The sequence below is a fragment of the Microbacterium sp. NPDC090003 genome (assembly GCF_044748385.1).
Lineage (GTDB): Bacteria > Actinomycetota > Actinomycetes > Actinomycetales > Microbacteriaceae > Microbacterium.
This window is the reverse complement of record NZ_JBIVFW010000001.1, coordinates 1,019,882-1,045,552: the sequence shown is the minus strand read 5'-3', so window position 1 is coordinate 1,045,552 and position 25,671 is coordinate 1,019,882. Positions and strand designations below refer to the sequence as shown.

Here is a 25,671-nt window from a genome sequence, read left to right as displayed (position 1 = left end):
GGGCGTCAGCCGGCGTATGTCTCGACGTTGACGATCTCGACCGAGATCGAGCGTCCGTTGGGAGCCTCGTACGACGACTTCTCGCCGACCTTCAGACCGAGGATGGCCTGCCCGAGCGGGCTGGCCTCGCTGTACACGTCGAGGTCGCTGCCGACCGCGATCTCGCGGCTGCCGAGGAGGAAGACCTCTTCGCCGCCGGCGACGAGCGCCGTGACGACCGTGCCGGGTTCGACGACACCGCGGCTGGCGGGCGCTTCGCCGACCTTGGCGGTCTTGAGCAGGTTCTCGAGCGTGCGGATGCGCGCCTCCTGCTTGCCCTGTTCGTCCTTCGCGGCGTGGTAGCCGCCGTTCTCCTTGAGATCGCCCTCTTCGCGGGCGGCCTCGATGCGCTTCGCGATCTCGTCGCGGCCCGTGGTGGAGAGGTTCTCGAGTTCGGCGACGAGCCGGTCGTAGGCTTCCTGCGTGAGGAAGGGAACCTGAGCGTCCGTGGACATGACGAAGCTCCTTCTTTCGGTATCGCTCCCGCTCGCGGCGGGGGATATGCCAAGACGCCCCGGCACTTGCCAGGGCGTCGTCGTTCTGCGTCGAGTCTAAGCGACCCAGCAGGTGTTCACCAAACCTGTCGTGGCCTCGGCCACGGTGGGGATGGTGGCGGCGAGGGCCTGCGCGTGGCTGTCGCCGGCCGGTATCTCGACGACCTTCCACCCGACCACGCCGAACTCCTCGTCGAGGGCCTCGACGATGCAGACCACGTCCTTGCCCTGCACGCCGGTGATCTGGAACCGCACGTCGACGCTGTGTTCGTCGACCAGGGTGTATCCCAGATCGTCGGCGTCGACCTGGTTCATCGACTGCGCCACGATGCCCCAGCCGTAGCCGCCGACGAGCAGGATCGCGACGATTCCGGCGATGATCCAGGGGGTGCGTCGCCTGCGGGTGCGGCCGTAGCGTTCGTCGAGCTGCTCTGGGGTCGTCACGCTGCAGGTCTCCCGATCGTTAGGCTGGTGATACCAGGTTATGCGACCTGCGTACGAAAGGCCGATTCATGCTCGCTCTGTCCGAGACCCCGATGCCGACGCCCACGATGACCGTCGATCCGGAGTCCGTCACCCCCGGCTTCGTCGGGTTCGCGGCGATCGTCGTCGTCCTGATCGCCGTCATCCTGCTGATCTGGGACATGAATCGCCGTATCCGTCGTGTGCGATACCGCGAGGAGGTGCGCGACGAGCTCGATGCCGAAGAGGCCGCGCGCGCCGCCGATGAGGCGACCGAGACGGATGCCGACCTGCCGATCGTGCGCGAGGGCGACGACGACCCCGCAGACGACGGTCCGCGCCCGGCCTGACGGATCAGGCGGGTACGCCGAGCGAGGGCGACAACGGGGCGAGGGCGATCAGCAGGCACGCCGTCCAGTGGCAGAGGAACGCCAGCACCGTGCACACGTGGAAGATCTCGTGGAAGCCGAAGTGCCCGGGCCACGGGTTCGGCTTCTTGAGCGCGTAGACGATCGCTCCGCCGGTGTAGAGCAGTCCGCCCACGATCACGAGCACCATCATGGCGACGTTGGCCTCGAGCAGGTCGACGATGTACATCACGGCGGCCCAGCCCAGCAGCAGGTAGAGGGCGACGTACAGCCACCGCGGGGCGTGGATCCAGAACACCCGGAACAGGATCCCGAGCAGGGCGCCGCCCCAGACCAGGAAGAGCAGCAGTGTTCCCTTCTCCGGCGGGAGGGCCAGTGTCGCGAGCGGTGTGTAGGTGCCGGCGATCAGCAGCAGGATGTTCGCGTGATCGATGCGCTTGAGCACGATCTTGGTGCGTGGTCCCCAGTCGAAACGGTGATAGAGGGCGGAGTTGCCGAAGAGCAGCAACGACGACGCCATGAACACCGCGGCGGCCCACTTGGCGGGCGCTCCCTCCGAGAGCACGATGAGCACGATGCCCGCGGCGATCGCCACGGGGAAGGTGCCGGCGTGGACCCACCCGCGCCAGGTGGGCTTGACCTCGACCACGGCATCGGCTGCAGCAGCCTCCATGAGGGGCAGCTGGGGGAGGTCGGGGCCGGAGTCTTCGGGAGTGCTCACGTGCACATTTTATGCGTGGTGGCATTCCGGCGGCCGTACATGTCCACAGCATCCGCACCGGCGGTCAAGAGGAGGACGCTGTAGCGTAGGAAGGTGATGTCAGGGGAGAACCAGGGGCGTGGGCCGCTGTACCGGCTCTACAGCAACCGGCTGCGCCGCCGCCTCGATCCGGCGTCGGTTCCGCACCACATCGCGATGATGATCGACGGCAATCGTCGATGGGCGCGACAGCTCGGCTACGCCACGGCCGCACACGGACATCGCGCCGGTGCGATCAAGATGCGCGAGTTCCTCGGCTGGTGCGACGAACTCGGTGTGCGCGTGGTCTCGCTGTACCTCCTCTCGAGCGACAACCTCCTCAAGCGCGACTCCGCCGAGCTGGCGGACCTGATCGAGATCATCGCCGATCTCGCCGAAGGCCTGTCGTGGGAGGGCAACTGGCGCGTCAAGCACGTCGGGCGCTCCGACATCCTTCCGACGGATCTCGCCCGGGTCCTCGCGGATGCAGAGGAGCGCACGAAGGACCACACCGGACTTCACGTCAACCTGGCCGTCGGCTACGGCGGCCGGAACGAGATCGTCGACGCCGTGCGCAGCATCCTGGTGACGCACGAGGCGTCGGGCGGCACGATGGAGGACCTCGCGGCGCAACTCACGCCGGAGATGATCGGGGAGCACCTCTACACCGGAGGACAACCGGATCCCGACCTCGTGATCCGCACGAGCGGCGAGCAGCGCCTCAGCGATTTCCTCCTGTGGCAGAGCGCCCACAGCGAGTTCTACTTCGTCGAGGCTCTCGGACCGGACCTGCGCGAGGTCGACTTCCTCCGAGCGATGCGGGACTTCGCGGATCGGGACCGCCGCTTCGGACGTTGACGAGGCGCCCGCGCGGGAGTCGTCAGCGCGCCGGCATCGTGCCAGACTTGCTCGGTGAGCACCATCCACGACTACCTGGCCACGTTCGACGTCGAACCCGGTTATCTCAACTGGGCCGCGTTCGGACCGCTGTCGCCATCGGTGCGCGAGGAGGTCTTCGCCGACGCCGACCTCCTCGGCAGCGGACGCCCCGCCTCGCTCGCGCTCGTCGCGGAGCGGGTGGCGCAGGCGCGCGAGGCCGTCGCCGACATCCTGCAGGCGGATGCCGAGGACGTGACGGTGCAGCCGTCGTCGACCCAGGGACTCGCACAGGCGCTCTACGGCGCGCGGGGTACCGTGATCGCCTCGGCCGCGGAGTTCCCCAGCGTCAGTCTCACCCTCGACCGCGCAGCGGCCTTCTCGCAGGGCGCCGTCGTGCCGCGATGGATCGACCCGGCCGGCGGCCGCGTGACCCCGGATGCCGTCGCGGAGGCGCTCGACGACGATGTCACCGCCCTCGCCGTGAGCCATGTCGACTTCCGCACGGGATACCGTGCCGACCTCGCGGCGCTGCGGGAGGTGATCGGCCCGGACCGATTGCTCATCGTCGACGCCGTGCAGTCCTTCGGTATCGTCGATACCGACTTCCGCGTGGCCGATGTGGTCGTGGGCCACGGCTACAAGTGGCTGCGCGCCGCGCGCGGCACCGGTTTCGCCCGATTCTCAGAGCTGGCGCGCGAGCGCATCGCCCCGGTGCTCAGCGGGATCACCGGCACCGAGGGGGAGGGACTCGCGGTCGACGAGCGCCCTGCGCCCGCGGCATCCGCTCGCGCCTTCACGACCAGCGGTCCCGACACGCTCGCGGCGGGTCGCCTGGCCGTCGGCGCGCGCACCATGCGCGACGCCGGGATCGCGGCGATCGAGGAACATCTCGCGGGCCGCGTCGACGCGGTCATCGAGATCGCCGACCGCCACGGCATCACGGTCGTCTCGCCGCGCGAGCGCGAGCGGCGCGCGGGGATCGTCGCCCTCGCGCCGGAGGAGCCGGCCCGCCTCGCAGCCGCCCTCGCCAACGCAGGGCTCGTGGTGACCGCTCGCGGATCGGCGGTGCGGGTCGCGCCGCACGCCGGCACCGACGACGAGACCCTCCGGATGCTCGACGACGCGCTCGCCGGATTCGGCAACGAGACGTTCACCATCGCGTAACATATCGCTGGCGTGTCGAGCCGAGGAAATGTCGGCGGCTGGTCGTACCTTCAAGGCATCGGGCATGGTGCCCGATCGGGTCGGCCACAGGCAAGCGACTCGTGACCCCCTGGTCGACTCGTTCGAATAGCCGGGATTCCCCGGGTCGGGAGTGGGTCGTGACCACACGTTCAGCGCAGCAGTCCACCAGCACCGCGCAGCAGTCCACCCGTCAGTCGGATCGACGGGCGTCGTCATCGGATCCGGACCAGGATCTCCGCACCTACGTCCTCGACACCTCGGTTCTGCTGAGCGATCCACAGGCGTTCTTCCGATTCGCCGAGCATTCCGTCGTGCTCCCGGTGGTCGTGATCACCGAGCTCGAGGGCAAGCGTCACGACCCCGAGATCGGATACTTCGCCCGACAGGCACTCCGGCACCTCGACGATCTGCGGATCGAGCATGGACGTCTCGACTTCCCGGTCGAGGTCGGCGAGGGCGGCACGCTCCGGGTGGAGCTCGCGAACACCGACTCCTCGGTGCTCCCTGCCGGGATCCGCCTCAGCGACAACGACACCCGCATCCTGTCGGTCGCGATGCATCTGGCCCAGGACGGTCAGGACGTCACGATCGTCTCGAAGGACCTGCCCATGCGGGTGAAGGCGGCGTCGCTCGGTCTCCGTGCCGAGGAGTACCTCGCCGAGCAGGCGATCGACTCGGGCTGGACCGGTATCTCGACCCTGAACCTCTCGGGCGACGACATCAGCGACCTCTACGAGAGCGAGGTCGGTATCAGCGAGGAGGCCCGCGGTCTTCCGGTGAACACCGGCCTCATCATCCACTCCGAGCGGGGGTCCGCCCTCGGGCGCGTGACCGGGGAGGGCGAGTACAAGCTGGTCCGCGGCGACCGTGACATCTTCGGGATGCACGGGCGCTCGGCCGAACAGCGGATCGCCATCGACCTGCTCACCGACCCCGACGTCGGCATCGTCTCGCTGGGTGGTCGTGCGGGCACCGGCAAGTCGGCCCTGGCGCTCTGCGCCGGGCTGGAGGCCGTGCTGGAGCGGCAGCAGCAGAAGAAGATCATCGTCTTCCGTCCGCTGTTCGCGGTGGGCGGGCAGGAGCTCGGCTACCTCCCCGGCGACCAGGGCGAGAAGATGGGTCCCTGGGGCCAGGCGGTCTTCGACACCCTCGGCTCGGTGGTCTCGGGCAACGTGATGGAGGAGGTCGTCGAACGAGGCATCCTCGAAGTCCTGCCGCTCACGCACATCCGCGGCCGCTCGCTGCACGACGCCTTCGTGATCGTCGACGAGGCCCAGTCCCTCGAGCGCAACGTGCTGCTCACGGTGCTCAGCCGCATGGGGCAGAACTCGCGGGTCATCCTCACGCACGACGTCGGTCAGCGCGACAACCTCCGCGTCGGGCGTCACGACGGCATCGCCAGCGTGATCGAGACCCTCAAGGGGCACGACCTGTTCGCGCACGTCACGCTCATGCGCTCCGAGCGATCCGCTATCGCGGCCCTGGTCACCGAACTCCTCGAGGGTGGCGAGCTGAGCTAGCGGTTGGTCCGGGAGCGCTACGGCGTTCCCGTTCGGGGGCCGAGAATGCAGATGTCGGGCCGAGTAGACGATTCGGTCCGACATCTGTCATGTCGGCCCCCGGCTTCGCTTTCTCTTCAGGCATGCTCACGAGTACGAGCGACCGCCGCGACGATCGCAGCCTGCACCCGGGGCCAGTCGTGGACCACCTGGGCGTAGTCGAAGCGAAGAGTCTCCAAGCCGAGCCGTGACGCCGCTGCATCCCGTTGAAGATCTCTATGTCGATGGGCGCCGCTCGCGTGGTTCTCCTCGCCGTCTATCTCGAGGATCAACCGGCCATCGATGAGGAAATCGACTCGGCCGACGCCGGATATGTCTACCTGGCACTCCAGAAGGATGCCGAGGAGGTGCAGGCGCAGGCGAACCAGCGACTCGAGGCCGCTGTCGGCATCCGGTCGTGCAATGTCCACCAACCATCTCGCGCGTGCGGGGATCGCGGTGCGAATGCGAATGCGAGCCGCAGCGGAGAGCATCCGTTGACGCCATGCGGACTCGTACGCCGCGAAGAAGACCTCTTCCCCACCGCAATGCAGGACGTGAATCAGAGCGGTCTCCACGTCGACGAGGCCGAGAGGTGGCGTCCCGTGGAAGAAGTGCCTGACGCATCGGCAGCCGAGATGCTCGTGGATTCGCCCGCGACGGCCGACCCAGACGTGCGGATGCTCGTCCTGACCGAGTATCCGGATGCCGCGTTGGCGCAGCGCCGATCGACAGGTGAGCGCACCGCCGTGCACGGCGGCCGTCCGGACACTCGCATCGAGCGAGGGAGCGGCGAAGAGTCCCGGACGAATCCGCTGGATTCTGCCTGCATCGACGGCCTGCCCCAGCGCCGACCTCGTGATGCCGTACTGCTGAAGACGGGTGCCGCGAGCGAGGCCGCCGAGAGTGGTGAGGATGGCAAGGGGTGCAAGCATCCGCCCAGCCTTGCCTGGCGCCCGTCGGGATGAGCCGCGCTGTCACCGGAACGGGGGAGAAGTCCTGAGCACGTCGTCATGTGCAGAGCACTTCGGGCCGTACGCGCCGGGGGCCGCGAAGACAGTTGTCGGACCGGTTCGGGGACTCTGCCCGGCATCTGTCCTTCCGGCCCCCGGAGTGGCGACGACCGCCCTGGGGAAAGCAAGAACGCCGGCCCGGAAGGGGCCGACGTTCTCGCGTGGGCGGGTGAATCAGCCCGGGTGCGTCATCGACAGCAGATCGAGCTTCTCGTCGAGCTGCTCGAGGGTCAGGTCGCCCCGCTCGACGTAGCCGAGATCGATCACGGCGTCGCGCACCGTGATTCCCTGCGCGACAGCGTGCTTGGCGATCTTGGCGGCGGCCTCGTAGCCGATCAACTTGTTCAGCGGCGTCACGATCGACGGGCTCATGCCGGCGAACGCGGCCGCACGATCGAGGTTCGCCTGCAGGCCGTCGATCGTCTTGTCGGCCAGCACGCGCGAGGCATTGGAGAGCAGGCGGATCGACTCGAGCAGCGCCGTGCCCATGACGGGGATCGCGACGTTCAGCTCGAACGATCCCGATGCTCCCGCCCAGGCGACGGTCGCATCGTTGCCGATCACGCGAGCGCACACCATCAGCACGGCCTCGGGGACGACCGGGTTGACCTTGCCGGGCATGATCGACGAACCGGGCTGCAGATCGGGGATGTGCAGCTCGCCGAGACCGGTATTCGGGCCGGAGCCCATCCAGCGCAGGTCGTTGTTGATCTTGGTCAGCGAGACGGCGATGGTGCGCAGGGCACCGGATGCCTCGACGAGGCCGTCGCGGTTGGCCTGAGCCTCGAAGTGGTCCTTCGCCTCGGTGATCGGCAGTTCGGTCTCGGCCGCGAGCAGCGCGATGACCTTCTGCGGGAAGCCGAGAGGCGTGTTGATGCCGGTGCCGGTGGCGGTGCCGCCGAGGGGAACCTCCGCGACGCGGGGGAGCGCCGACTGCACGCGCTCGATGCCGAGGCGCACCTGGCGGGCGTAGCCGCCGAACTCCTGGCCGAGGGTGACCGGGGTCGCATCCATGAGGTGGGTGCGACCGGACTTCACCGCGTCCTTCCACAGCTCGGCCTTGGCCTCGAGCGCCACGGCGAGGTGATCGAGCGAGGGGATGAGCGTGTCGATGAGCGCCTGGGTCACCGCGATGTGCACCGAGGTCGGGAAGACGTCGTTCGACGACTGCGAGGCGTTGACGTGGTCGTTGGGGTGCACATCCGCGCCGAGGATGCGCGTCGCCAGCGTCGCGAGCACCTCGTTCATGTTCATGTTCGACGACGTGCCCGACCCGGTCTGGTACGTGTCGACGGGGAACTCGCCGTCGTGGGCGCCCGAGGCGACCTGGTCGGCGGCCTGGGCGATGGCGTCGGCGACGGCGCCGTCGAGCGTGCCGAGCTCCTTGTTGGCGAGCGCGGCGGCCTTCTTGATCCGGGCGAGGGCTGCGATCTGCGTCGACTCCAGCCCCTTGCCCGAGATCGGGAAGTTCTCGACGGCGCGCTGCGTCTGCGCCCCGTAGAGCGCGTTCACGGGCACGCGCACCTCGCCCATGGTGTCGTGCTCGATGCGGTACTCGGTGTCGGTCATTCCGATCCCTCCTGCGTTTCGGGGTCGATCCCCACGGTGATGACGGGCACGGCCGTGCCCTCGGCCAGACGGTAGTTGGCCCCCACGATGCCCAGGCGGCCCTCCTCGACGGCGGTGCTGATGATCTCGGAGGACTGCAGCAGGTCGGCGACGGTGTTGCGCAGGTGCTCCTGGCCGACGAGCTCGGCGTCGATCTCGGCGACCGTGGTGCCGCCGCTCTCGGCGAGCACCTTGCGTGCTGCGGGGACGATCGGGGCGATCAGCTTCCAGATGTGCGGGGGCACGGGCGCCGCGTCGATCGCGGTGCCGTCGATCGCGGCGCGCACAGCGCCGCAGGAGTCGTGCGCGAGCACCACGATGAGCGGCACGTTCAACACCGCTACCGCGTACTCGAGGCTGGCGACGATCGACTCGCCGATCACCTGCCCGGCGTTGCGCACGACGAAGAGGTCGCCGAGTCCGAGGTCGAAGATGATTTCGGCGGCGAGACGCGAGTCCGAGCATCCGAACAGGGTGGCGACCGGGTTCTGAGCCTCGGTGAGCCCCTTGCGGCGGGTGACGTCCTGATTCGGATGCCGCGGCTCCTCGTTCACGAAACGGCGATTGCCGTCGCGCATCTGCTTCCAGGCTGCGGCCGGGGTCAGGTCGTGCGTCATGAGGCCTCCGAGAGGGTACGGATCTGGGGAGTGAGCGAGGCCGCCAGCTCGGCGGTGGAGTCGGCCGACCGCGAGCCGTACAGCAGCACGTAGTCGTCGCCGGCCTGCGTGCCGAGGGCGTAGGAGATGTTCGAGGCCGAGTCGCCGGGGGTGAAGACATCCCACTCGATGCCGTCGATCGTGACGGTATCGGTGGGGGCCGTTCCCTCGAGGCGCTGCGGTGCCCAACGGGAATCCGCGTCGAAAGCCTGGGCGACCTTGACGAACCCGCGCTCGTCCTGGGCGGCAGGGGCGAGAGTGATGTCCCACACGACGGTGGCACCGCTCTGCAGCTCGGCCGCGTTCACTCGCCAGAAGTCGCCGAGTTCGGGTACGACCACCGCGCTGTCCATCGTGTTCTCGACATCGGCGGCGATACCGGCGAGGTCGACCGACGGCGCGGATGCCGGCTCACCGCGCGGCACGGCGAAGATGATCACGGCGAGCACGGCGAGGGTCGCCAGCAGTGCGGCGATGAGGCTGCGGACGGTCTGGCTCGACCGATAGGCCTTGCTCGACGCGGCTTTGCGGGCGGCCGTCTCCTCCGGGGTCTCGGGGCGTCCGAGCTCCGCGACGATGGGAGCGGGCTTGTTCATCGCTCGTCTCCGTCGTCGGCGGCTGCGCGCGCGGCGTCGAGTCGACGCTTGGCGCCGAGCAGCCACTCCTCGCAGCGAGCGGCCAGAGCCTCGCCGCGTTCCCACAGCGCCAGTGACTGCTCGAGGGTCGGCGCGCCCTGTTCGAGCTCGGCGACCACGGTGACCAGCTCGTCGCGGGCGGCCTCGAACGTCAGCGTCTCGACAGGGGTATCGTTCAGCGCGCTCACTCCTCCATCCTACGGCGTGCCATCGCGATCGGTGAGCGGCGTCGGGCCGCGATCGATCAGGATGCTTCGGAGATCTCGCCCTCCGAGCGCGCGGCCACCGAACCCCGATCGACGGTGATGGTCAGGGCGCTTCCGGCCGGGGCATCCGCCGCATCGCGCAGGATCACGCCGCCCTCGAGATGCGCGATCGCGTAGCCGCGTGCGAGCGTCGCCGCCGGCGACAGCGCACGCAGGGACGCCCGCAGCTCGCTCGTGCGGCGGCCGGCCGCATCGAGGTGGCGGGTGAGGGTGTCGCGCCCCCGTGAGAGCAGCAACCACAGCTCCTGCGAGCGGGAGTCGATGATCGGGGCGGGGGAGCGGAGCACGGGGCGCGAGCGCAACTGCTCCAGCTGCGCGATGTCGTGCGACAGGCGTTGGGTGAGCCGCGTGGTCGCCCGCGAGCGCAGCTGCCCGATCAGGGCGCGCTGCTCGCCGACGTCGGGCACGACCCGCTTCGCGGCATCCGTCGGGGTCGAGGCGCGCAGATCGGCGACGTCGTCGAGCAGGGGGTGGTCGTTCTCATGCCCGATCGCACTCACGACCGGCGTCGATGCGGCGGCGACGGCTCTCACCAGGCGCTCGTCGCTGAAGCCGAGGAGGGTCTGCGGATCGCCGCCGCCCCGGGCGATGACGATGACGTCGACGTCGGGATCCGCGTCGAGACGGGCGAGGGCCGCCAGCGTGTCGGGAACGCACCGCTCGCCCTGCACCGCCGCGTACTCGGTGCGGAAGCGCACCTGCGGCCAACGCAGCTCGGCGTTTCGGTGCACATCCTTCTCGGCGTCCGATCTCTCGCCCGTGATGAGTCCGATCACGTGCGGAAGGAACGGGAGCCGCTTCTTGCGCGACGGGTCGAAGAGGCCTTCCAGACGGAGTTGCGCGCGCAGCTTCTCGAGCCGTTCGAGCTGGTCGCCCAGCCCCACGTGCTTCATCGATGAGACGGTGAAGCTGAAGTCGCCGGCCTTCACGAAGTAGTCGGCCTTGACGGCGGCGACGACGTGATCCCCGATCCCGAGGTCGGCGGGGATGCGCCCCCGAACGCTCGACCACACGCGGATCGAGATCTGCGCATCGGATTGCACGTCCTTCAGGCGCGCGAAGACGTTGCCGCCGCGGACGTTCCAGGAGGTGATCTCACCCTCGACCCACACCGTGTTCCAGCGGGCGACGAAGTCCCGGATGGTGGCGTTCAGACGGGCGACGGAGGTCGGGGCATCCGCCGTCGAATCGCGGGGCGAGACGGCATCCGCCGGCGGGTTCTCGCCGGGGCCGGTGGCTGCTTCGAAGACCGTCATCTGCTCTCGTCCCTGGGGTTGTCGTGCGGGGGAGGATTCCCGGCTTTCTCAGGGTGGACGCCGGTAGAATCGAGGGGTGACCTCGACTGCCGTTCATCTCCCCATCCCTCGCCTCCCACGTGTGCGTGCGGCGGCCGGGAGGCTTCAGGATAACGCGGTGCCCGGACGCAAGCGCGTGCTGCTCGCCGCGCCGCGCGGATACTGCGCGGGGGTCGATCGCGCCGTCGTCGCCGTCGAGAAGGCCCTCGAACGTTACGGCGCCCCGGTCTACGTGCGCAAGCAGATCGTGCACAACATCCACGTCGTCAGCGAGCTCGAAGCCAAGGGGGCGATCTTCGTCGAGGAGGTCGACGAGGTCCCGGCCGGAGCGCACGTGGTCTTCAGCGCGCACGGCGTCTCGCCGGCCGTCGTGAACGCGGCATCCGACCGGGGTCTGCACGCGATCGACGCGACCTGCCCGCTGGTCACCAAGGTGCATCGCGAGGCCGTGCGCTTCGCCCGTGACGACTTCGAGATCCTGCTCATCGGTCACGAAGGGCACGAAGAGGTCGAGGGCACCGCGGGCGAGGCCCCCGATCACGTGACGATCGTCAACTCACCGGCCGAGGCCGACACGGTCGTCGTGAAGGACCCGAACAAGGTCGTGTGGCTGTCGCAGACCACGCTCTCGGTCGACGAGACGATGGAGACCGTCAACCGCCTGCGCACGCGCTTCCCCGAGCTGCACAACCCGCCGTCCGACGACATCTGCTACGCGACGCAGAACCGTCAGGTCGCGATCAAGAAGGTCGCCGTCGGCGCGGATCTCGTCATCGTGGTCGGCTCCGCGAACTCCTCGAACAGCGTGCGCCTGGTCGAGGTCGCTCTCGAGTACGGGGCCAAGGCCGCGTATCGCGTCGACTACGCCGAGGAGATCCAGCAGGAGTGGCTCGACGGCGTCGAGACCGTGGGCGTGACGAGCGGGGCATCCGTGCCCGAGGTCCTCGTGCGCGAGGTGCTCGACGCGATCGGCGACGCCGGCTACCGCGACGTCGAAGAGGTCAAGACGGCCGAGGAGGACCTCATGTTCTCGCTGCCGAAGGAACTGCGTCAGGATGCTTCGGGCAAGCGCGACGATCGGGCCCTGGGCGGACGCGCGACCGGAGGGGGCGCATAGCGTTGAGCGCCGCCGAGGCGCCGGAACCCACGCTCATCGGATCGGTGCAGCGGGCTCTTCGCCTGGTCGACATCGTCGCCAACTCTCCCCGTCCGCTGCCGACCAAGATGCTGGCGGCGATCACCGGGCTCACACCCGGCACCACCTACAACCTCGTGCGCACGCTCATCCACGAGGGCTACCTGTCGGCCGAACCCGATGGGCTCGTGCTCGGCGCGCGATTTCCGACGTTCCAGCGTGAGATCGACACCCGCGGAGTGTTCCTCGCCCGCGTGCGGGCGGCGCTGCGGTCGGTCACCGACGAGGTCGGGGCCACGGCGTACCTCTCGCGCTACGACGACGGGGAGATGCACCTCATCGACATCGTCGACGCCGAGCAGAACCCGCGCGTCGAGCTGTGGGTCGGGTTGCAGTCGAGCGGGCACGCGACGGCGCTGGGCAAGCAGATCCTGGCGGAGCTTCCCGACGACGACCGCGTCGACTACCTGTCCCGCCACCGTCTCGAGGAGCTCACGCCTCGCACCATCAGCGATCGCCGCACGCTGCTCACGCAGCTCGAGCACTCGCCGGGATGGACTCTCGATCAGGAGGAGTACGTCATCGGCGCGACCTGCGTCGCGGTCCCGGTGATCGCTCCGAACGTCACCGCCTCGCTCGCGATATCGCTGCCGTCCGATCAGGCGATCGTCGACCGCGAGCTGGTGTCGAAGCTGCAGCGGACGGCGCGACGGCTGTCGCTCCAGCTCGGGGCGGATGCGCTCGGCGGAGGCGAGTCCGGTCCGGAGTTCACTATCTGAAAAACCTCAGTGGCAGAGGAATCCGCCGTTGCCTATCCTTGAAGGCGTAGGCGTCTGTGCATCACGGCACTACGGGTTGCGAGATGGATCCCCAGTCCCTCGCGGCCGACTGGGATGAGGATGCGTCCCCAGCGCTCCTCGTCCGCGGCCCCGAGAAGTCCCCACTTCTCCGGGGCCGCCACCATTCTCGGCGGACCTTCTGCTGGGAGCCCGGGACAGGCGCGGCCGTTAGCATGGCGGGATGAGCGAACAGCGGCCCCAGTACGGCGAGATCGCCACTCCCGAGGAGCAACGGCGTGCCGCCGGTCTCCCGCCTCTCTCGGAACTGCCGCCGGTGGAAGCCGCCGTCGTGGTACCGGCCACGGATGCTCCCTCGGATTCTCCCCGGCGCGCTCACCCGGTGGACCGCTTCGTGACGATCGGCCTTCTCGCGTACGGTCTGGTGAACGTCGTGGTCACCGGCCTGCAGTACCTCGACCTTCCCCGCGTGATGAACCAGGTGTTGTCGGTCCTGGGGGCCTCCGGTGAGTTCACCAACTTCACGCAGGGCAGGGTCTGGGGGACTATCGCCGCCGTGGTGCTCCTCGCAGGGTGGGCGCTGACGGCGACTCTGTCGATCCGTCGCCTGCGCCGCGGGAAGCTCGCCTGGTGGCTGCCGCTGGTCGGCGCCGTGGTGACGCTGGGAATCGCCTCGATCTGCGTCGCCATTCCGATGATGGGGGACCCCGCGTTCATGTCGATTCTGCAGGCCCCGTCCGGCTCCTGACCTCGCACGCCCGCAACGACGAGAACGGGTGCCCCGCCGGAAGGCAGGGCACCCGTTCTCGTGTGTGCGGCGGGTCAGCTCTTCGACTGGCCGTACGAGCCCAGCTGGCGGGTGGACTCGATGACGCGGGCGGCCATCGCGGTCTCGGCGATCTTGCCCCACGCGCGGGGGTCGTACTGCTTCTTGTTGCCGACCTCGCCGTCGACCTTCAATACGCCGTCGTAGTTCTTGAACATGTAGTCGGCGATGGCACGCGTGTAGGCGTACTGCGTGTCGGTGTCGATGTTCATCTTGATGACACCGTTCGCGACCGCGGTGGCGATCTCCTCATCGGTCGAGCCCGAGCCGCCGTGGAAGACGAGGTCGAGGGGCTTGGGGCCCGTGCCGTACTTCGCGGCGACCTCGTTCTGGATGTCGCCGAGCAGCTCGGGGCGCAGCTTCACGCCGCCCGGCTTGTAGACGCCGTGCACGTTGCCGAAGGTGAGGGCGGCGATGTAGCGGCCCTGCTCGCCGAGACCGAGCGCCTGGACGGCCTGATCGACGTCGGCGAAGGTCGTGTAGAGAGCATCGTTCGAGCCTTCGTGCTGAACGCCGTCCTCTTCGCCCCCGACGACGCCGATCTCGACCTCGAGGATCGCGTTGATCGCCTTCATGCGGGGAAGGAGGTCCTTCGCGATCTCGATGTTCTCGGCGAGTGGCACGGCGGAGCCGTCCCACATGTGCGACTGGAAGATCGGGTTACGGCCGGCCTTCACCTCTTCTTCGGACGCGGAGATCAGCGGCTCGACGAAGCCGGCAAGGGCGTCCTTCGGGCAGTGATCGGTGTGGAGGGCGACCGTGATCGGGTAGTTCTTGGCGACCTCGGTGGCGAAGCGGGCGAAGGCGAGTGCGCCGGTCGCGCGGCCCTTGACGGTGTGGCCGGCGAAGTAGTCCGCGCCACCGGTCGTGACCTGGATGATGCCGTCGGAGCCGGCCTCGGTCAGCCCCTGGAGGACGGAGTTGATCGTCTGCGAGCTCGAGACGTTGAACGCGGGGTACGCGAAGCCGCCGGCCTTCGCGCGGTCGAGCATTTCGGCGTACTGATCCGGGGTGGCGACGGGCATGAGAACTCCTGCGGTAGATGAAGCCTGGGACAGCAGTCACTCTAGCCGGGAGCGTGGACGGATGCCGGGGGCCGTCGTCCGGTGGCGACGCGTGTCTCCTGCTATTCCGTTAAGAAACGCGGATCCTTCACGTTCTCGACGGGGAAAACAGGGCGTTTCGCCCACCGCCGCTGGTTAGGCTGACCCCATGGTGAGTCTTACTGCTGATCTGAGCCCGCTTCGACCCGACCGCAACCTCGCGATGGAGCTGGTGAGGGCGACGGAGGCGGCGGCGATCCGCGCCGTGCCGTTCATCGGGCGAGGGGCCAAGGAGGCCGCCGACGGAGCTGCGGTCGACGCGATGCGCGCCTTCCTCGGCACGGTCGACTTCCAGGGCCGGGTGGTGATCGGCGAGGGCGAGAAGGACAACGCTCCGATGCTGTTCAACGGTGAGGTCGTCGGCACGGGACGCGGTCCCGAATGCGACATCGCCGTCGATCCGATCGACGGCACCTCCCTCACGGCCGCGGGTCGGCAGAACGCCCTCTCGGTGATCGCGGTCTCGGACCGCGGTTCGATGCTCGATGCGTCGACCGTCTTCTACATGGACAAGCTCGTCACGGGACCCGCGGGCGTGGGTGTGGTCGACATCCGCCTCCCGATCGCCGAGAACATCCGCCGCCTCGCCGGTGCTCTCGAGAAACCCGTCGACGAGATCGTCGTGTCGGTGCTCAACCGACCCCGACACGAGCAGCTCATCCAGGAGATCCGTGATGCGGGCGCGGGCACGCGTCTGATGAGCGACGGCGACGTCGCCGGTGGGATCAATGCGGCACGCCATGACGCGCGCACCGACATGTGCGTCGGCGTCGGCGGGAGCCCGGAGGGGATCGTCACCGCCTGCGCGATCAAAGCTCTCGGGGGACACATCCAAGGACGTCTGTGGCCGCGCGACGACGATGAGCGCCAGCGCGGGATCGATGCCGGACTCGAAATGGATCGCGTATACGAGGCGGATGACCTGGTGCAGGGCAACAACACGATCTTCGTCGCGACCGGTGTCACCGACGGTCAGCTCGTCGCCGGCGTGCGTCGCGAGCGCGGCTACGTGTACACCGAGAGCGTCGTGCTGCGCGGCGCCTCGGGAACGCTCCGACGGATCGCCTCGGAGCACCTCGTCTCGAAGTGGTTGTGATCGTCGCCCGCTGAGGCGTCGGAGCTCCCGGCGCCTGGCGGGGCCTCGGCATCGTTACCGACCCGGTATCGCTCCTCTGCTCCCGATCCTGCGATTCTGCGCGGGTCGTGTCAGACTTGAGCCTGGGTTTGTCGCCGAGGACGGAGCCATCTGGCACCGCAGGCACAGGAGGGCGAACACATGACCACGCCGCAGACACGCAGCTCGAAGGCCGCACCGACGAAGATCGTCACCACCAACACCGGGCGCATTCTCCGCGTGAGCGCGGCGGATGCCGAGGGCAGCATCGCGGCGGCCACGCCTGCTGTGCCCACCGCTCAGCCTGTCGTCGATCCGGCTCGTCGCGCCGATGTGCTCTTCCGCAAGCGCCGTGCCGAGGGGCAGGAGATGAGCGCCTGGTGGATGATCGGGGCGTTCCTCGCGACGAGCGGACTCGTCATCATCCTGCTCAGCGGCGTTCCGGTGTGATCGGAGTATCGATCCTGTCTCGCACCGCACCGATCTCTGCTTGAACGGTCTCGTCGCGGAGCGGCTCTTCGACCAGTTCTGATGCCGTGAATCTGCGCGCGCTCGCGGTGATGCGCGCCGGCTGAGCATCGAGCGTGGTCGCGTCGATCCCGGGGAACTGGCGCGCGGTCACGAGGACGCGGGACTCGAGCGACCCGGCGAAGCGGTTGTAACTGTCGACCGTGCGCTCCAGCGCGCGGCGCAGGTCGTCGGCATGGCCTGCGAGGGTGCCGAGGCGGTCGTACAGCTGCGTGCCGAGGTTCAGGAGCGTGCGGGCCTCGGTCGAGACCTCCTGTTGCGTCCACGTGTACGCCACGGTCTTCAGGACGGCCCAGAGGTTGACCGGGGAGGCGAGCGCCACGCGCCGACCGAAGGCGTAGTCGAGGAGAGTCGGGTCCTCGTCGATCGCGGCCGCGAGGAGGGATTCGCTGGGGAGGAAGCAGATCACGAATTCGGGGCTCGATTCGAGTCCGGCCCAGTACGCCTTCTTCGCGAGAGCGTCGACGTGCGCACGCACCGCCTTGACGTGCTTCTGCATGTGCGCGCGACGCTGGGCCTCGTGCGCATCTCCCGATGGCAGCGCGGACGCCTCGAGATACGCGTCGAGCGGCACCTTGGCGTCGACGGCGATGGAGGCGCCGCCGGCGAGGCGGATGATCATGTCGGGTCGGCCCTGCCCACGATCCGACGAGATGGTGGTCTGGAGGTCGAAGTCGACGTGTCGCGTCAATCCTGCCGCCTCGACCACGCGCCGCAGCTGGGTCTCGCCCCAGACGCCGCGGGTGGCGGTCGAGCGCAGAGCTCCGGCGAGCGACTCGGTCGTCGCCCGCAGCGCCTCATCGGATTCCTGTGCTCGCCGCAGCTGCTCGGCGAGCGAGCCGAACTGCGCGTGGCGTTCCTGCTCGATCGTCGCGACCTTCTGCTGCATCTGCTGCAGGCTCTCGCGCACCGGCGCGAGGGCGGTGAGCACGGCGTTCTGCTGCTGCACGCGTTGCGCTTCCGCACGCTGCTCGATGCGCGCATGCTCGACGGCGTCGCGGTAGAGGTCGTACTGACGATCGCGATCGTCGCGAGCCGCGGCGAGCTCGGCCTGCACGCGAGCGAACTCGGCGGCACCTCGGCCGGCACGCAGGGACCAGCCGAGCGCCGCCCCGGCGCACAGCGCGGCGATGACGAGGAGAACGATCAGGGGAGCATCCATGTGCTCATGATGCCCCCGGCCGCCGACATTGCCGGGAGGCATCCCGGTCAGGCGACGGCGCGCTCCTCCTGAGCGACCCGTGCACCGCCGAGTCGGAGCCCCAAGATCTCGGCGAGCATCTCGACGTCCGAGGCCGCGACCCTACGCGCGGCATCGATCACGATCTGCGCGCAGGCCCGAGCATCCGCCAGCGCGTCGTGATGCGAGAACTCGGCGAACCCGGCGGCGGCCGCCGCCTGGGGCAGCCGATACGAGTCGAGCTGGTAGGTCTTGCGCGCCACCTGCAGGCTGCAGAGCGAGCGGTACGGCGGGCAGACCCCGCCGGTCGCCTCGGACGCCCGGCGCAGCACGTTGAGGTCGAAACCGGCGTTGTGCGCGACGAGCACATCGGATCCGGCGAAATCGCACAGGCGGTCGAACTGCTCGATCCACGTGGCGGCGGTGAGCACATCTTCGGCCTGGATGCCGTGGATGCGGACGTTCCACTCCTGGAACTCGTCGTGCCCGGGCGGGGGTTGGATCAGCCACCCGGCCTGCGCCACGACTTCTCCGCCGCGCACGCGCACGAGGCCGACGGAACAGGCGGAGGCGGGGCTGGAGTTCGCCGTCTCGAAGTCGATCGCTGTGAAGTCCAGGGGCACGCATCCACTCTCGCCCGGGCGTCGTGTTCGCCGCGGGCGGCGCGCCGTATGCTGACGACATGGCGGACAGCAGAGCGACGTCGTTCGGCGCGCAGGCGAAGGACTACGAGGCGGGACGACCCGAGTACCCTTTCGACGCGGTGGCGTGGATGCTCGAGATCCTGCCAGCCGGGGCACAGCGCGTCGCGGACGTCGGTGCCGGAACCGGCAAGCTCACCCGCGCCATCGCGCACGCTCCGGGGGCGCAGATCGTCGCGATCGACCCCGATCCCGCGATGCTCGCCGCTTTGCGCGAGAACGTGCCGGGGGTGCCGACGTTCTCGGGAACCGCCGAATCCCTGCCGCTCCCGGATGACAGTCTCGATGCCGTCGTGCTCGGTCAGGCCTGGCACTGGGTCGACCCGCTCCGCGCCTCGGCCGAGATCGGCCGCGTGGTGCGCGCGGACGGAGCGCTCGGGCTGATCTGGAACATCCGCGACGAGCGCGTCGGGTGGGTGCGCGACCTCAGCAGGATCATGCACCGCAGCGCGGCGGAGGAGGCGCTCGCCGCCGGTGATCCGGAGGTTGGTGCCCCGTTCGGCGCCCTCGAGAGCGACAGCTGGGAATGGTCGCGGCCGATGACACGCGAACAGCTCCACCGCATGGCCTCCTCGCGCAGTGCGGTGATCACCGCGACACCCGAGGAACGGGAGCGGATCCATCGGGAGATGGACGTGCTCTTCGACTCCCTCGACTTCGCGGACGGGGTCGTCGATCTCCCATACATCACGAAGGCGTTCCGCGCGCGTCGCGGGTAGACGCGGGCGAGCCCGTGCTGTGGCTAGGGAAACTCGACTCGGGGACTCCCGCGACCACCTACCCCGCGTGATCGCGGGCGGCAAGGGCTCCGCTTATTCGGCGATCGCGCAGGTGTCGTCGTTCGCCCACTGCCATTCGCCCAGCGGTACGGCATCGGAGTGGATGGTCATCGTCGAATAAACGGATGCTCCGATCGACACCATCTTCCACGAGCCTGACGGCCGGGAGAAATGCACGACCCGGCCCTCGTCGGACGGCGCCAGGTCGGAGAGTGGCGCGATGTCGATTCCGTCGTCCGTCGCACGCTCGGACGCGAACGACTTCGCGTACCAGTCCGAGGAATCGGCGACGCAGGTCACGTAATCGATCGAGCCATCGACGTTCGCGCGAACGGCCGATGGGTGCACGGCGTATAGCCGGCGAGCGCCGCGAGTGTGGCCGCGCCAGCCGGTGGGCTATCCCGCGACAGGTAGACTCGTTCCCCGTGGCTCTCACTATCGGAATCGTCGGCCTGCCCAACGTCGGCAAGTCCACCCTCTTCAACGCACTCACCAAGAACGACGTGCTCGCGGCGAACTACCCGTTCGCGACGATCGAGCCGAACGTCGGCGTGGTGAACCTGCCCGACCCGCGGCTCGACAAGCTCGCGGAGATCTTCGGCAGCGAGCGCATCCTGCCCGCCGCGGTGTCGTTCGTCGACATCGCGGGTATCGTGCGCGGCGCCAGCGAGGGGGAGGGGCTGGGCAACCAGTTCCTCGCGAACATCCGCGAGGCCGACGCGATCGCGCAGGTCGTGCGCGGCTTCGCCGACGACGACGTCGTGCACGTCGACGGTGCGGTGAACCCGGCATCCGACATGGAGACGATCAACGCCGAGCTGATGCTCGCCGACCTCCAGACCGTCGAGAAGGCGATCACCCGCTACGAGAAGGAGGTCCGCGGCAAGAAGATCGACCCCTCCGTCCTCGACGCCGCCAACGCAGCGAAGGATGCTCTCGAGCGCGGACAGCTTCTCTCGGTCAGTGGTCTCGACCTCGAGCCGATCCGCGAACTCGGCCTTCTCACCGTGAAGCCCGTCATCTTCGTCTTCAACGTCGACGAGGCAGTCCTCACCGACGACGCGCGCAAGGCGGAGCTCGCCGCCCTCGTCGCTCCCGCCCAGGCGATCTTCCTCGACGCGAAGATCGAGTCGGAGCTCATCGACCTCGACCCCGAGGACGCCGCCGAGCTGCTCGCGGCGACCGGCCAGGACGAGTCCGGCCTCGACCAGCTCGCACGCATCGGCTTCGCCACGCTCGGACTGCAGACCTACCTCACCGCCGGTCCGAAGGAAGCACGAGCCTGGACGATCCCGCAGGGTGCCAAGGCTCCGCAGGCGGCCGGTGTCATCCACACCGACTTCGAGAAGGGCTTCATCAAGGCGGAGATCGTCTCGTTCGAAGACCTCGTCGAGACCGGCTCCGTCGTCGAGGCCCGTGCCAAGGGCAAGGCCCGCCTCGAGGGCAAGGACTACGTCATGAAGGACGGCGACGTGGTGGAGTTCCGCTTCAACAACTGAGCGGGGCCGGCGCGATCAGCCGACCACTCCGTGACGCCCGAGGTCCTGTCTCAGAACCTCGGGCCAGGCGTCGATGTCACCGGGAGCGCGGGCGACCGTCAGGGTCGCGTTCGGGAGCAGCGCGACGAGCGCCTCCGCCGTTGACAGCGGATGCCCCGGATCGTCCGTCCACGCCAGGATCGTCGTCGGAGCCTCGATGCGCGCGACGACCTCCGGATCGGGCAGGTCGCTGAGCGCCGCACCTCGTAGAACCGACGGCAGGAGCTCGTCGGTGACGTCGGGTCCAGGGTCATGTGCGGCATCGGGCATCGGCGCGGCTCCGCGCGTGCTCGCGAGATACACCTCCATGCCGGCGGAATCGATCAGGTCGGCCGCTGCGCGATAGCCCTCGGCTTGAGCGGGGCGGGTATCCCAGGCCGTCGGCGGCGCCATCAGCGTGAGTCCGGTGAAGCGATCGGGGTCGATCGTCGCCGCGTGCAGCAGAGTCGCGGTGCCCATGGAGGGACCGACGCCGTGAACGCGCTCGCCCGGGAACCAGTGGTCGAGCAGTCGCAGAAGGTCGTCGGCGAGGGTCTGCCAGCGATAGTCCTCGGGAACCTTCCGCCCGGTCGACCGTCCGTGGCCGCGTGCGTCGTAGCGCAGCAGTCGCGTTCCGCTGAGCCCTCGTCCGAGGTCGAGCTCGAGTCCTCGGTCGCGGGCCCGGCTGGCGGTGAGACCGTGCAGCTGGACGACCGGGTGTCCGCCTTCATCGCTCATGGCGACGGCCAGCTCGGCTCCGGGAACCTCGAATGTGGGCATCAGACTCCTCGATCGATGACGGAACGAGTCCGCTCGGGCAGTGGTTGTGAGATCACATTATCCGGACGATATGGTGCTCCCATGCGCCTGACCAATGTGACGCACCTCCGCCTCCCGTTCGGACGGCTCTGGGGGTACGACGTCACCGCGTCCGCGCCAGGACGACGCCTCCCCGTGTCGTTCGATCAGCGTCTCCACGTCGGGGCGGGCGACCGACCCGGATCGTGGATGGCGCTCTCCTTCCGGCTGCCTGCGCCGATCCCTCGGGAGGCGATCGCCGACGCCTGGCTGGCAGTGATCGCGCGGCACGGCACACTGCGGACGGCGTTCACTCCCGGCGCGGCGGGCGAACCCCTGCTCCACGAGATCGAGATCGGTCCCGGTGAATGGGGCGAGCACGAGGTCGCGCCCGGTCAGGCCGTCAATGATGCCCTGAGGGAGGTGCTCGACGCCGCATGCTCGCCGTACCGGCATCCGTCCCACCGTCTGTGCGTCTTGGAGACGGCCGCGGGCCTCACTCTCGTGGTCGCCGCGGACCACGCGCACGTCGACATGTGGTCGATGCTGGTGATCGCGCGCGACCTGCTGTCTGCGCTCGACACACGGCGAACCGGAGCGCGACCGATCCCGGCACCGGCGTTCGTCGAGCACACGCAGGCACTGCTGGATCGGGAAGCGGCGCCCGACCACGTGCGTCGGCGGTGGGAGGACATCATCGACGGCAGTGGTGGCGTGATGCCGCAGTTTCCGCTGTCGTTGGGCGCTCCCGAGCCCCACCGCGAGCGCGTGGAGGTGCGCGATGTGTTCGATGTCGACGACGCCGCGGCATTCGCTGCGCAGGCGCGTGACGACGGCGTCTCGACTCTTGCCCGTGCGGTGGTCGCGATGACCGCGGTGACCCGTGAGCTGGCGGATGCCCCGCTCCGCGCCGTGTTCCCCGTGCACAGCCGATTCGATGAGAACTGGCACGATTCGGTCGGGTGGTTCATCACCAACTCGGTTCTCGAATCCGACGTCGCCGAACCGCGCGCGGCGGCTGCCGCGGTGAAGGAGGCGGTGCAGCTCGGTGCATGGCCCCTCGCAGACGTGCTCGCGCCCTGGGGTGGCATGCCCGTCGCCCCCGGGATGTTCGCGATCTCGTGGCTCGACCTGCGCAGGTTGCCGGTGCGCATCGACTCCGTCGGCCTCGATGCTCAATACGTCGGTGCGGCGACCGACACGGACGGCGTCATGCTCTGGTTCATCCTGGACGACTCGGGCCTGCACCTGAGATGCCGCTATCCCGACACGGCCGAGGCTCGCGCCAACGTCGGCGGATGGCTGGATCTGCTCGTCGCCAGGCTGCAGACGGACGCGCGATCGTCGGTGCGGGGACGACTGCAGGTCGCGGACCGAGCGTTCCGGGTCGAGCGGGCGAACCGCGACGACATCGAGGCCATCGCGGCGCTGCTGTTCGATGACCAGTACGGCCCGGACCGGGAGAGCGTCGAGCTCGAGCGCTACGAAGCCGCCTTCAGCGCGGTCGCACGCGATGGTGCGAACTATCTCGGTGTCGTCCGCGACAGTGACGACCAGCTGGTCGCCACGATGCAACTCACCGTCATCCCGGGCCTCTCCCGCGGTGGTTCGACCAGGCTCCAGATCGAGGGACTGCGCGTCGCCGCAGGGGAACGGTCGCAGGGGTTGGGCGCCGCGATGCTCGAGTGGGCGCACGAGTTCGGTCGTGCCCGAGGCGCGCGGCTGTCGCAGGTCACCACCGACGACGCGCGGGAGCGGACCCGCGCTTTCTACACCCGCCACGGGTATCACACCGCTCACGTCGGGTTGAAGCGGGAGATCTAGATAACGCGTTGCGTTATTAACGCACCACGTTATACACTCGATGGGTGATCAGATCGTTCGGCAGCAGGGAGACCGAGCGGCTGTGGCGACGAGAGCGTGTGCCATCGATAGATCCACGGATCCAGAGGGTCGCGCTGAGAAAACTGCGACAGGTGGGGGCGGCCAAGGAACTGGACGACCTTCGGGTCCCACCCGGTAACCGCCTCGAAGCCCTCAAGGGTGATCGAGCCGGGCAGTACAGCATCAGGATCAATGACCAGTGGCGGATCTGTTTCGTGTGGACGGACGCCGGACCGGAGGAGGTGGAGATCGTTGACTACCACTGACAAGCTCGCGCCCATTCACCCGGGCGAAGTGCTGATGGAAGACTTCATCGCGGAGTTGGGAATCACTCAGAACCGGATCGCCGTGGCGATCGGAGTGCCGCCGCGGCGCATCAACGAGATCGTGCACGGAAAGCGCGCGATCACGGCCGATACCGCCCTGCGATTGAGTAGGTACCTCGGAACGTCGGCGCAGTTCTGGCTCAATCTGCAGACTCAGTTCGACCTTGACCTCGCCGAAGACCGCGTCGCGGATCAGATCGCCGCGATCACCCCTCTGCGCGTGGCCTGAGGGGAGCGCGCCGCTAGAGCGTCCAGACCGAGAGCATCTGCCAGCCTTCGGGCACCTGGGCCTCGAGTGCCCCCATGTCGTCAGCCGTGATCTCCCGGACGCCGTCTCGGCGGTCGAATCGCGCCGTCGCCTGGATGCCCGCCGCGCCCTTGAGCATCCGCACCGGAGCCGAGACGAGGTCGAAACCGTCCGGTGCATGACTCGCAATCTGCGCGTAGACGTCGTCGAGCGACGTGCCGGCTACCTCGACGGTGTGCGATTCGACGGGGCGGATGAGAGCGGCGAGCATCTCACCAGCCTAGATCGAAGCTCGCCGCCACCCGGTCTTCACGCCGCAGACGGGCGCCGCTCGATCCGCGGGTGCGGGTACACCCGACCGCGGCCCTGGAAGCTCAGGATGCTCGGGTTCTGCACCACGCCCTCGCGGATCTCGATCGCGCGCGCGATCGTGCTGCTCGCATCCCAGGATCCTCGGCCCTCCATCACCGGGCGGAGGAAGGGCAGGATCGCCTCGCTGATCTCCCACGTCGCCGAATTCCACAGGTACGACGGGCTGTGGTCGACGGCGTAGTAATCGATGCCCTCGCCGACGGTGAACATCGGTTCGTCGAAGGTCGTGGGGGTCGCCCACTCGAACCCCATGCCCTCGTCGCAGGAGACGTCGATGATGAGACTTCCCGGCCTGAATCCCCGCAGATCCGCCGTGCGCAGATACGTCATCGGCGCCGCGACGTCCTGCAGCGTGCAGTTGACGACGATGTCGTGCGACGCCAGGAAGTCCGGCAGCAGCACGTCACCGGTATCCGTGACGACCGTGCTGAGGTGCGTGGCTCCGCTGCCGTCGGTCTGCAGCTGCGTCATGTGAGCGTTGTGGATGGGAGAGCCGACGGCCGCCACTCCGCGCTGCGTGAGCACCTGGATGTCGTGGATGCCGTGGGCATTGAGCGCGGTGACCGCGCCGCGCGCCGTTGCGCCGAAGCCGATCACGACCGCGCTGAGGCGCGGGCCGTAGTCGCCGGTCGAGCCGACCAGGCTCAGCGCATGCTGCACCGAGCAGTAACCGGCGAGCTCGTTGTTCTTGTGAAACACGTGAAGGCTCATGTCGCCCTGCGGCGTCCAGTGGTTCATCGCCTCGAACGCGATCAGCGTGAGGCGGTTGTCGATCGCGGTCTGGGTGATCGCGGCATCCTGCACGCAGTGCGGCCAGCCCCACAGCGTGCGCCCAGCGGGGATCGCGGGCACATCGGCCGCCTGCGGCTTCGGCAGCAGCAGCACGTCTGCGGTGGCGAGCACCTCGGCGCGGTCGGCCATTCGTCCGACGCGCGACTCGATGTAGCCGGGGGAGAGCCGGAAGCCGGACCCGTAACCGCGCTCGACGACCATATGCGCCCGGAGGTCGGGGTCGATGCGATCGAAGTGGTGGGGGTGGATCGGCAGGCGTCGCTCGTTCTCCATGGAGGAGCAGGCGAGGAGGCCGAGTGACAGCAGAGCGGCAGTGGAGCGGGGTGCGGCGTCGGACAACGTGATTCCCATCATCGGAGAACCAGGGTCAGTTCCTGCTCCGACAGTACGCCCCT

At 68.7% G+C, this 25,671-nt stretch carries 31 protein-coding genes; 15 read left to right on the top strand and 16 right to left on the bottom strand.

The genetic code is table 11. The features are described from left to right. Positions 1-5 precede the first annotated feature (5 nt). Positions 6-494 carry a transcription elongation factor GreA gene (gene greA / locus ACIPVN_RS05150; protein ID WP_400440338.1) on the bottom strand — a complete coding sequence of 163 codons (489 nt, stop codon included), beginning with the start codon at positions 492-494 and terminating at the stop codon, positions 6-8. A 96-nt stretch (positions 495-590) separates the two neighbouring features. After that, on the bottom strand, positions 591-977 hold the full coding sequence (locus tag ACIPVN_RS05145) for a DUF4307 domain-containing protein (RefSeq protein WP_391477240.1): 387 nt from the start codon (positions 975-977) through the stop codon (positions 591-593). A 68-nt stretch (positions 978-1,045) separates the two neighbouring features. On the opposite strand from ACIPVN_RS05145, the gene ACIPVN_RS05140 reads away from it, so the two are divergent. After that, positions 1,046-1,345, top strand: a complete 300-nt coding sequence (locus tag ACIPVN_RS05140) for a hypothetical protein (protein ID WP_247623015.1) — start codon at positions 1,046-1,048, stop codon at positions 1,343-1,345. A gap of 4 nt (positions 1,346-1,349) precedes the next feature. Here ACIPVN_RS05140 and ACIPVN_RS05135 read toward each other — a convergent pair whose 3' ends face one another. After that, a complete protein-coding gene (locus ACIPVN_RS05135) occupies positions 1,350-2,036 on the bottom strand; it encodes a hemolysin III family protein (RefSeq protein WP_400443312.1) in 687 nt (228 codons plus the stop codon). A 144-nt stretch (positions 2,037-2,180) separates the two neighbouring features. On the opposite strand from ACIPVN_RS05135, the gene ACIPVN_RS05130 reads away from it, so the two are divergent. The 3 genes from ACIPVN_RS05130 to ACIPVN_RS05120 all read left to right on the top strand — a co-directional run bounded on the left by ACIPVN_RS05130 (position 2,181) and on the right by ACIPVN_RS05120 (position 5,686). Beyond that, the gene (locus ACIPVN_RS05130; protein ID WP_400440334.1) at positions 2,181-2,960 is read left to right on the top strand and encodes an isoprenyl transferase; all 780 of its coding nucleotides are present in this window, start codon (positions 2,181-2,183) and stop codon (positions 2,958-2,960) included. A gap of 54 nt (positions 2,961-3,014) precedes the next feature. Next, positions 3,015-4,145: an aminotransferase class V-fold PLP-dependent enzyme gene (locus tag ACIPVN_RS05125; RefSeq protein WP_400440331.1), complete on the top strand. Its 1,131-nt coding sequence runs from the start codon at positions 3,015-3,017 to the stop codon at positions 4,143-4,145. Between the two features lie 158 nt (positions 4,146-4,303). Then, a complete protein-coding gene (locus tag ACIPVN_RS05120; RefSeq protein WP_400440328.1) occupies positions 4,304-5,686 on the top strand; it encodes a PhoH family protein in 1,383 nt (460 codons plus the stop codon). A gap of 116 nt (positions 5,687-5,802) precedes the next feature. Here ACIPVN_RS05120 and ACIPVN_RS05115 read toward each other — a convergent pair whose 3' ends face one another. Continuing rightward, positions 5,803-6,009 (bottom strand): DUF559 domain-containing protein, encoded by a 207-nt coding sequence (locus tag ACIPVN_RS05115; RefSeq protein WP_400443310.1) that lies wholly within the window; start codon positions 6,007-6,009, stop codon positions 5,803-5,805. Between ACIPVN_RS05115 and ACIPVN_RS05110 the strand changes: the two genes are divergently transcribed. Then, on the top strand, positions 5,944-6,672 hold the full coding sequence (locus tag ACIPVN_RS05110) for a hypothetical protein (protein WP_400443377.1): 729 nt from the start codon (positions 5,944-5,946) through the stop codon (positions 6,670-6,672). The genes ACIPVN_RS05115 and ACIPVN_RS05110 overlap by 66 nt on opposite strands. 219 nt (positions 6,673-6,891) lie before the next feature. Here ACIPVN_RS05110 and ACIPVN_RS05105 read toward each other — a convergent pair whose 3' ends face one another. From ACIPVN_RS05105 to xseA, 5 genes are read right to left on the bottom strand one after another with little or no spacing between them, the layout of a single operon-like run. Next, positions 6,892-8,286 (bottom strand): class II fumarate hydratase, encoded by a 1,395-nt coding sequence (locus ACIPVN_RS05105; protein ID WP_400440325.1) that lies wholly within the window; start codon positions 8,284-8,286, stop codon positions 6,892-6,894. Beyond that, positions 8,283-8,942 carry a carbonic anhydrase gene (locus ACIPVN_RS05100; protein WP_400440322.1) on the bottom strand — a complete coding sequence of 220 codons (660 nt, stop codon included), beginning with the start codon at positions 8,940-8,942 and terminating at the stop codon, positions 8,283-8,285. The genes ACIPVN_RS05105 and ACIPVN_RS05100 overlap by 4 nt, the downstream gene beginning before the upstream one ends. Next, complete coding sequence (locus tag ACIPVN_RS05095; RefSeq protein ID WP_400440319.1) at positions 8,939-9,577, bottom strand: DUF4245 family protein; 639 nt, start codon at positions 9,575-9,577, stop codon at positions 8,939-8,941. The genes ACIPVN_RS05100 and ACIPVN_RS05095 overlap by 4 nt, the downstream gene beginning before the upstream one ends. Then, positions 9,574-9,804 (bottom strand): exodeoxyribonuclease VII small subunit, encoded by a 231-nt coding sequence (locus ACIPVN_RS05090; protein WP_247623009.1) that lies wholly within the window; start codon positions 9,802-9,804, stop codon positions 9,574-9,576. The genes ACIPVN_RS05095 and ACIPVN_RS05090 overlap by 4 nt, the downstream gene beginning before the upstream one ends. A gap of 56 nt (positions 9,805-9,860) precedes the next feature. Further along, positions 9,861-11,138, bottom strand: a complete 1,278-nt coding sequence (gene xseA / locus ACIPVN_RS05085; RefSeq protein WP_400440316.1) for an exodeoxyribonuclease VII large subunit — start codon at positions 11,136-11,138, stop codon at positions 9,861-9,863. A gap of 157 nt (positions 11,139-11,295) precedes the next feature. On the opposite strand from xseA, the gene ACIPVN_RS05080 reads away from it, so the two are divergent. From ACIPVN_RS05080 to ACIPVN_RS05070, 3 genes are all read left to right on the top strand, one after another. Next, a complete protein-coding gene (locus ACIPVN_RS05080; protein WP_400440313.1) occupies positions 11,296-12,294 on the top strand; it encodes a 4-hydroxy-3-methylbut-2-enyl diphosphate reductase in 999 nt (332 codons plus the stop codon). A gap of 2 nt (positions 12,295-12,296) precedes the next feature. Then, complete coding sequence (locus ACIPVN_RS05075) at positions 12,297-13,091, top strand: IclR family transcriptional regulator (protein ID WP_400440310.1); 795 nt, start codon at positions 12,297-12,299, stop codon at positions 13,089-13,091. Positions 13,092-13,332: 241 nt separating this feature from the next. Next, positions 13,333-13,857 carry a DUF6264 family protein gene (locus ACIPVN_RS05070; protein ID WP_400440307.1) on the top strand — a complete coding sequence of 175 codons (525 nt, stop codon included), beginning with the start codon at positions 13,333-13,335 and terminating at the stop codon, positions 13,855-13,857. Between the two features lie 74 nt (positions 13,858-13,931). On the opposite strand, the gene fbaA is transcribed toward ACIPVN_RS05070, so the two are convergent. Beyond that, entirely contained in the window at positions 13,932-14,960 is a 1,029-nt protein-coding gene (gene fbaA, locus ACIPVN_RS05065; protein ID WP_400440304.1) for a class II fructose-bisphosphate aldolase, read from the bottom strand. Positions 14,961-15,147: 187 nt separating this feature from the next. Here fbaA and glpX point away from each other — a divergent pair, with 187 nt between their 5' ends. Both glpX and ACIPVN_RS05055 read left to right on the top strand, forming a co-directional pair. Next, entirely contained in the window at positions 15,148-16,134 is a 987-nt protein-coding gene (glpX, locus tag ACIPVN_RS05060) for a class II fructose-bisphosphatase (protein WP_247632612.1), read from the top strand. 180 nt (positions 16,135-16,314) lie between these two features. Continuing rightward, complete coding sequence (locus tag ACIPVN_RS05055; RefSeq protein WP_400440300.1) at positions 16,315-16,602, top strand: hypothetical protein; 288 nt, start codon at positions 16,315-16,317, stop codon at positions 16,600-16,602. On the opposite strand, the gene ACIPVN_RS05050 is transcribed toward ACIPVN_RS05055, so the two are convergent. Together ACIPVN_RS05050 and ACIPVN_RS05045 are read right to left on the bottom strand one after the other, a co-directional pair. Next, positions 16,583-17,842 (bottom strand): DNA recombination protein RmuC, encoded by a 1,260-nt coding sequence (locus ACIPVN_RS05050; RefSeq protein ID WP_400440297.1) that lies wholly within the window; start codon positions 17,840-17,842, stop codon positions 16,583-16,585. The genes ACIPVN_RS05055 and ACIPVN_RS05050 overlap by 20 nt on opposite strands. A 47-nt stretch (positions 17,843-17,889) precedes the next feature. Beyond that, positions 17,890-18,483, bottom strand: a complete 594-nt coding sequence (locus tag ACIPVN_RS05045; protein WP_400440294.1) for a 3'-5' exonuclease — start codon at positions 18,481-18,483, stop codon at positions 17,890-17,892. Between the two features lie 59 nt (positions 18,484-18,542). Between ACIPVN_RS05045 and ACIPVN_RS05040 the strand changes: the two genes are divergently transcribed. Next, positions 18,543-19,280: a class I SAM-dependent methyltransferase gene (locus ACIPVN_RS05040; RefSeq protein WP_400440291.1), complete on the top strand. Its 738-nt coding sequence runs from the start codon at positions 18,543-18,545 to the stop codon at positions 19,278-19,280. 93 nt (positions 19,281-19,373) lie between these two features. On the opposite strand, the gene ACIPVN_RS05035 is transcribed toward ACIPVN_RS05040, so the two are convergent. Then, positions 19,374-19,688 (bottom strand): hypothetical protein, encoded by a 315-nt coding sequence (locus tag ACIPVN_RS05035; RefSeq protein ID WP_400440288.1) that lies wholly within the window; start codon positions 19,686-19,688, stop codon positions 19,374-19,376. A gap of 77 nt (positions 19,689-19,765) precedes the next feature. Here ACIPVN_RS05035 and ychF point away from each other — a divergent pair, with 77 nt between their 5' ends. Then, positions 19,766-20,839, top strand: coding sequence for a redox-regulated ATPase YchF (ychF, locus tag ACIPVN_RS05030; protein WP_247955833.1), 1,074 nt, complete (start codon positions 19,766-19,768; stop codon positions 20,837-20,839). Between the two features lie 15 nt (positions 20,840-20,854). Here the strand turns inward: ychF and ACIPVN_RS05025 are convergent, their stop codons facing one another. Then, positions 20,855-21,637: an alpha/beta fold hydrolase gene (locus ACIPVN_RS05025; RefSeq protein WP_400440285.1), complete on the bottom strand. Its 783-nt coding sequence runs from the start codon at positions 21,635-21,637 to the stop codon at positions 20,855-20,857. Between the two features lie 81 nt (positions 21,638-21,718). Between ACIPVN_RS05025 and ACIPVN_RS05020 the strand changes: the two genes are divergently transcribed. From ACIPVN_RS05020 to ACIPVN_RS05010, 3 genes are read left to right on the top strand one after another with little or no spacing between them, the layout of a single operon-like run. Next, on the top strand, positions 21,719-23,479 hold the full coding sequence (locus tag ACIPVN_RS05020; RefSeq protein WP_400440282.1) for a GNAT family N-acetyltransferase: 1,761 nt from the start codon (positions 21,719-21,721) through the stop codon (positions 23,477-23,479). A 44-nt stretch (positions 23,480-23,523) separates the two neighbouring features. Continuing rightward, positions 23,524-23,805: a type II toxin-antitoxin system RelE/ParE family toxin gene (locus ACIPVN_RS05015; protein ID WP_400440279.1), complete on the top strand. Its 282-nt coding sequence runs from the start codon at positions 23,524-23,526 to the stop codon at positions 23,803-23,805. Then, positions 23,792-24,094, top strand: coding sequence for a HigA family addiction module antitoxin (locus ACIPVN_RS05010; protein WP_400440276.1), 303 nt, complete (start codon positions 23,792-23,794; stop codon positions 24,092-24,094). The genes ACIPVN_RS05015 and ACIPVN_RS05010 overlap by 14 nt, the downstream gene beginning before the upstream one ends. A 13-nt stretch (positions 24,095-24,107) precedes the next feature. Here ACIPVN_RS05010 and ACIPVN_RS05005 read toward each other — a convergent pair whose 3' ends face one another. Together ACIPVN_RS05005 and ACIPVN_RS05000 are read right to left on the bottom strand one after the other, a co-directional pair. Next, entirely contained in the window at positions 24,108-24,383 is a 276-nt protein-coding gene (locus ACIPVN_RS05005) for a hypothetical protein (RefSeq protein WP_400440273.1), read from the bottom strand. Positions 24,384-24,421: 38 nt separating this feature from the next. Beyond that, the gene (locus ACIPVN_RS05000) at positions 24,422-25,630 is read right to left on the bottom strand and encodes a N(5)-(carboxyethyl)ornithine synthase (RefSeq protein ID WP_400440270.1); all 1,209 of its coding nucleotides are present in this window, start codon (positions 25,628-25,630) and stop codon (positions 24,422-24,424) included. Positions 25,631-25,671 lie beyond the last annotated feature (41 nt).

What these genes read in the sequence shown, in the direction of transcription:
- ACIPVN_RS05135 (WP_400443312.1), bottom strand. Translation starts at nt 2,036, where the DNA reads ATGGAGGCTGCTGCAGCCGATGCCGTGGTCGAGGTCAAGCCCACCTGG.
- ACIPVN_RS05105 (WP_400440325.1), bottom strand. Translation starts at nt 8,286, where the DNA reads ATGACCGACACCGAGTACCGCATCGAGCACGACACCATGGGCGAGGTG.
- ACIPVN_RS05025 (WP_400440285.1), bottom strand. Translation starts at nt 21,637, where the DNA reads ATGCCCACATTCGAGGTTCCCGGAGCCGAGCTGGCCGTCGCCATGAGC.
- ACIPVN_RS05055 (WP_400440300.1), top strand. Translation starts at nt 16,315, where the DNA reads ATGACCACGCCGCAGACACGCAGCTCGAAGGCCGCACCGACGAAGATC.
- ACIPVN_RS05005 (WP_400440273.1), bottom strand. Translation starts at nt 24,383, where the DNA reads ATGCTCGCCGCTCTCATCCGCCCCGTCGAATCGCACACCGTCGAGGTA.
- ACIPVN_RS05110 (WP_400443377.1), top strand. Translation starts at nt 5,944, where the DNA reads ATGTCGATGGGCGCCGCTCGCGTGGTTCTCCTCGCCGTCTATCTCGAG.
- ACIPVN_RS05070 (WP_400440307.1), top strand. Translation starts at nt 13,333, where the DNA reads ATGAGCGAACAGCGGCCCCAGTACGGCGAGATCGCCACTCCCGAGGAG.
- ACIPVN_RS05050 (WP_400440297.1), bottom strand. Translation starts at nt 17,842, where the DNA reads ATGGATGCTCCCCTGATCGTTCTCCTCGTCATCGCCGCGCTGTGCGCC.
- ACIPVN_RS05100 (WP_400440322.1), bottom strand. Translation starts at nt 8,942, where the DNA reads ATGACGCACGACCTGACCCCGGCCGCAGCCTGGAAGCAGATGCGCGAC.
- ACIPVN_RS05040 (WP_400440291.1), top strand. Translation starts at nt 18,543, where the DNA reads ATGGCGGACAGCAGAGCGACGTCGTTCGGCGCGCAGGCGAAGGACTAC.
- greA (WP_400440338.1), bottom strand. Translation starts at nt 494, where the DNA reads ATGTCCACGGACGCTCAGGTTCCCTTCCTCACGCAGGAAGCCTACGAC.
- ACIPVN_RS05020 (WP_400440282.1), top strand. Translation starts at nt 21,719, where the DNA reads ATGCGCCTGACCAATGTGACGCACCTCCGCCTCCCGTTCGGACGGCTC.
- xseA (WP_400440316.1), bottom strand. Translation starts at nt 11,138, where the DNA reads ATGACGGTCTTCGAAGCAGCCACCGGCCCCGGCGAGAACCCGCCGGCG.
- glpX (WP_247632612.1), top strand. Translation starts at nt 15,148, where the DNA reads ATGGTGAGTCTTACTGCTGATCTGAGCCCGCTTCGACCCGACCGCAAC.
- ACIPVN_RS05000 (WP_400440270.1), bottom strand. Translation starts at nt 25,630, where the DNA reads ATGATGGGAATCACGTTGTCCGACGCCGCACCCCGCTCCACTGCCGCT.
- ACIPVN_RS05095 (WP_400440319.1), bottom strand. Translation starts at nt 9,577, where the DNA reads ATGAACAAGCCCGCTCCCATCGTCGCGGAGCTCGGACGCCCCGAGACC.
- ACIPVN_RS05140 (WP_247623015.1), top strand. Translation starts at nt 1,046, where the DNA reads ATGCTCGCTCTGTCCGAGACCCCGATGCCGACGCCCACGATGACCGTC.
- ACIPVN_RS05130 (WP_400440334.1), top strand. Translation starts at nt 2,181, where the DNA reads ATGTCAGGGGAGAACCAGGGGCGTGGGCCGCTGTACCGGCTCTACAGC.
- fbaA (WP_400440304.1), bottom strand. Translation starts at nt 14,960, where the DNA reads ATGCCCGTCGCCACCCCGGATCAGTACGCCGAAATGCTCGACCGCGCG.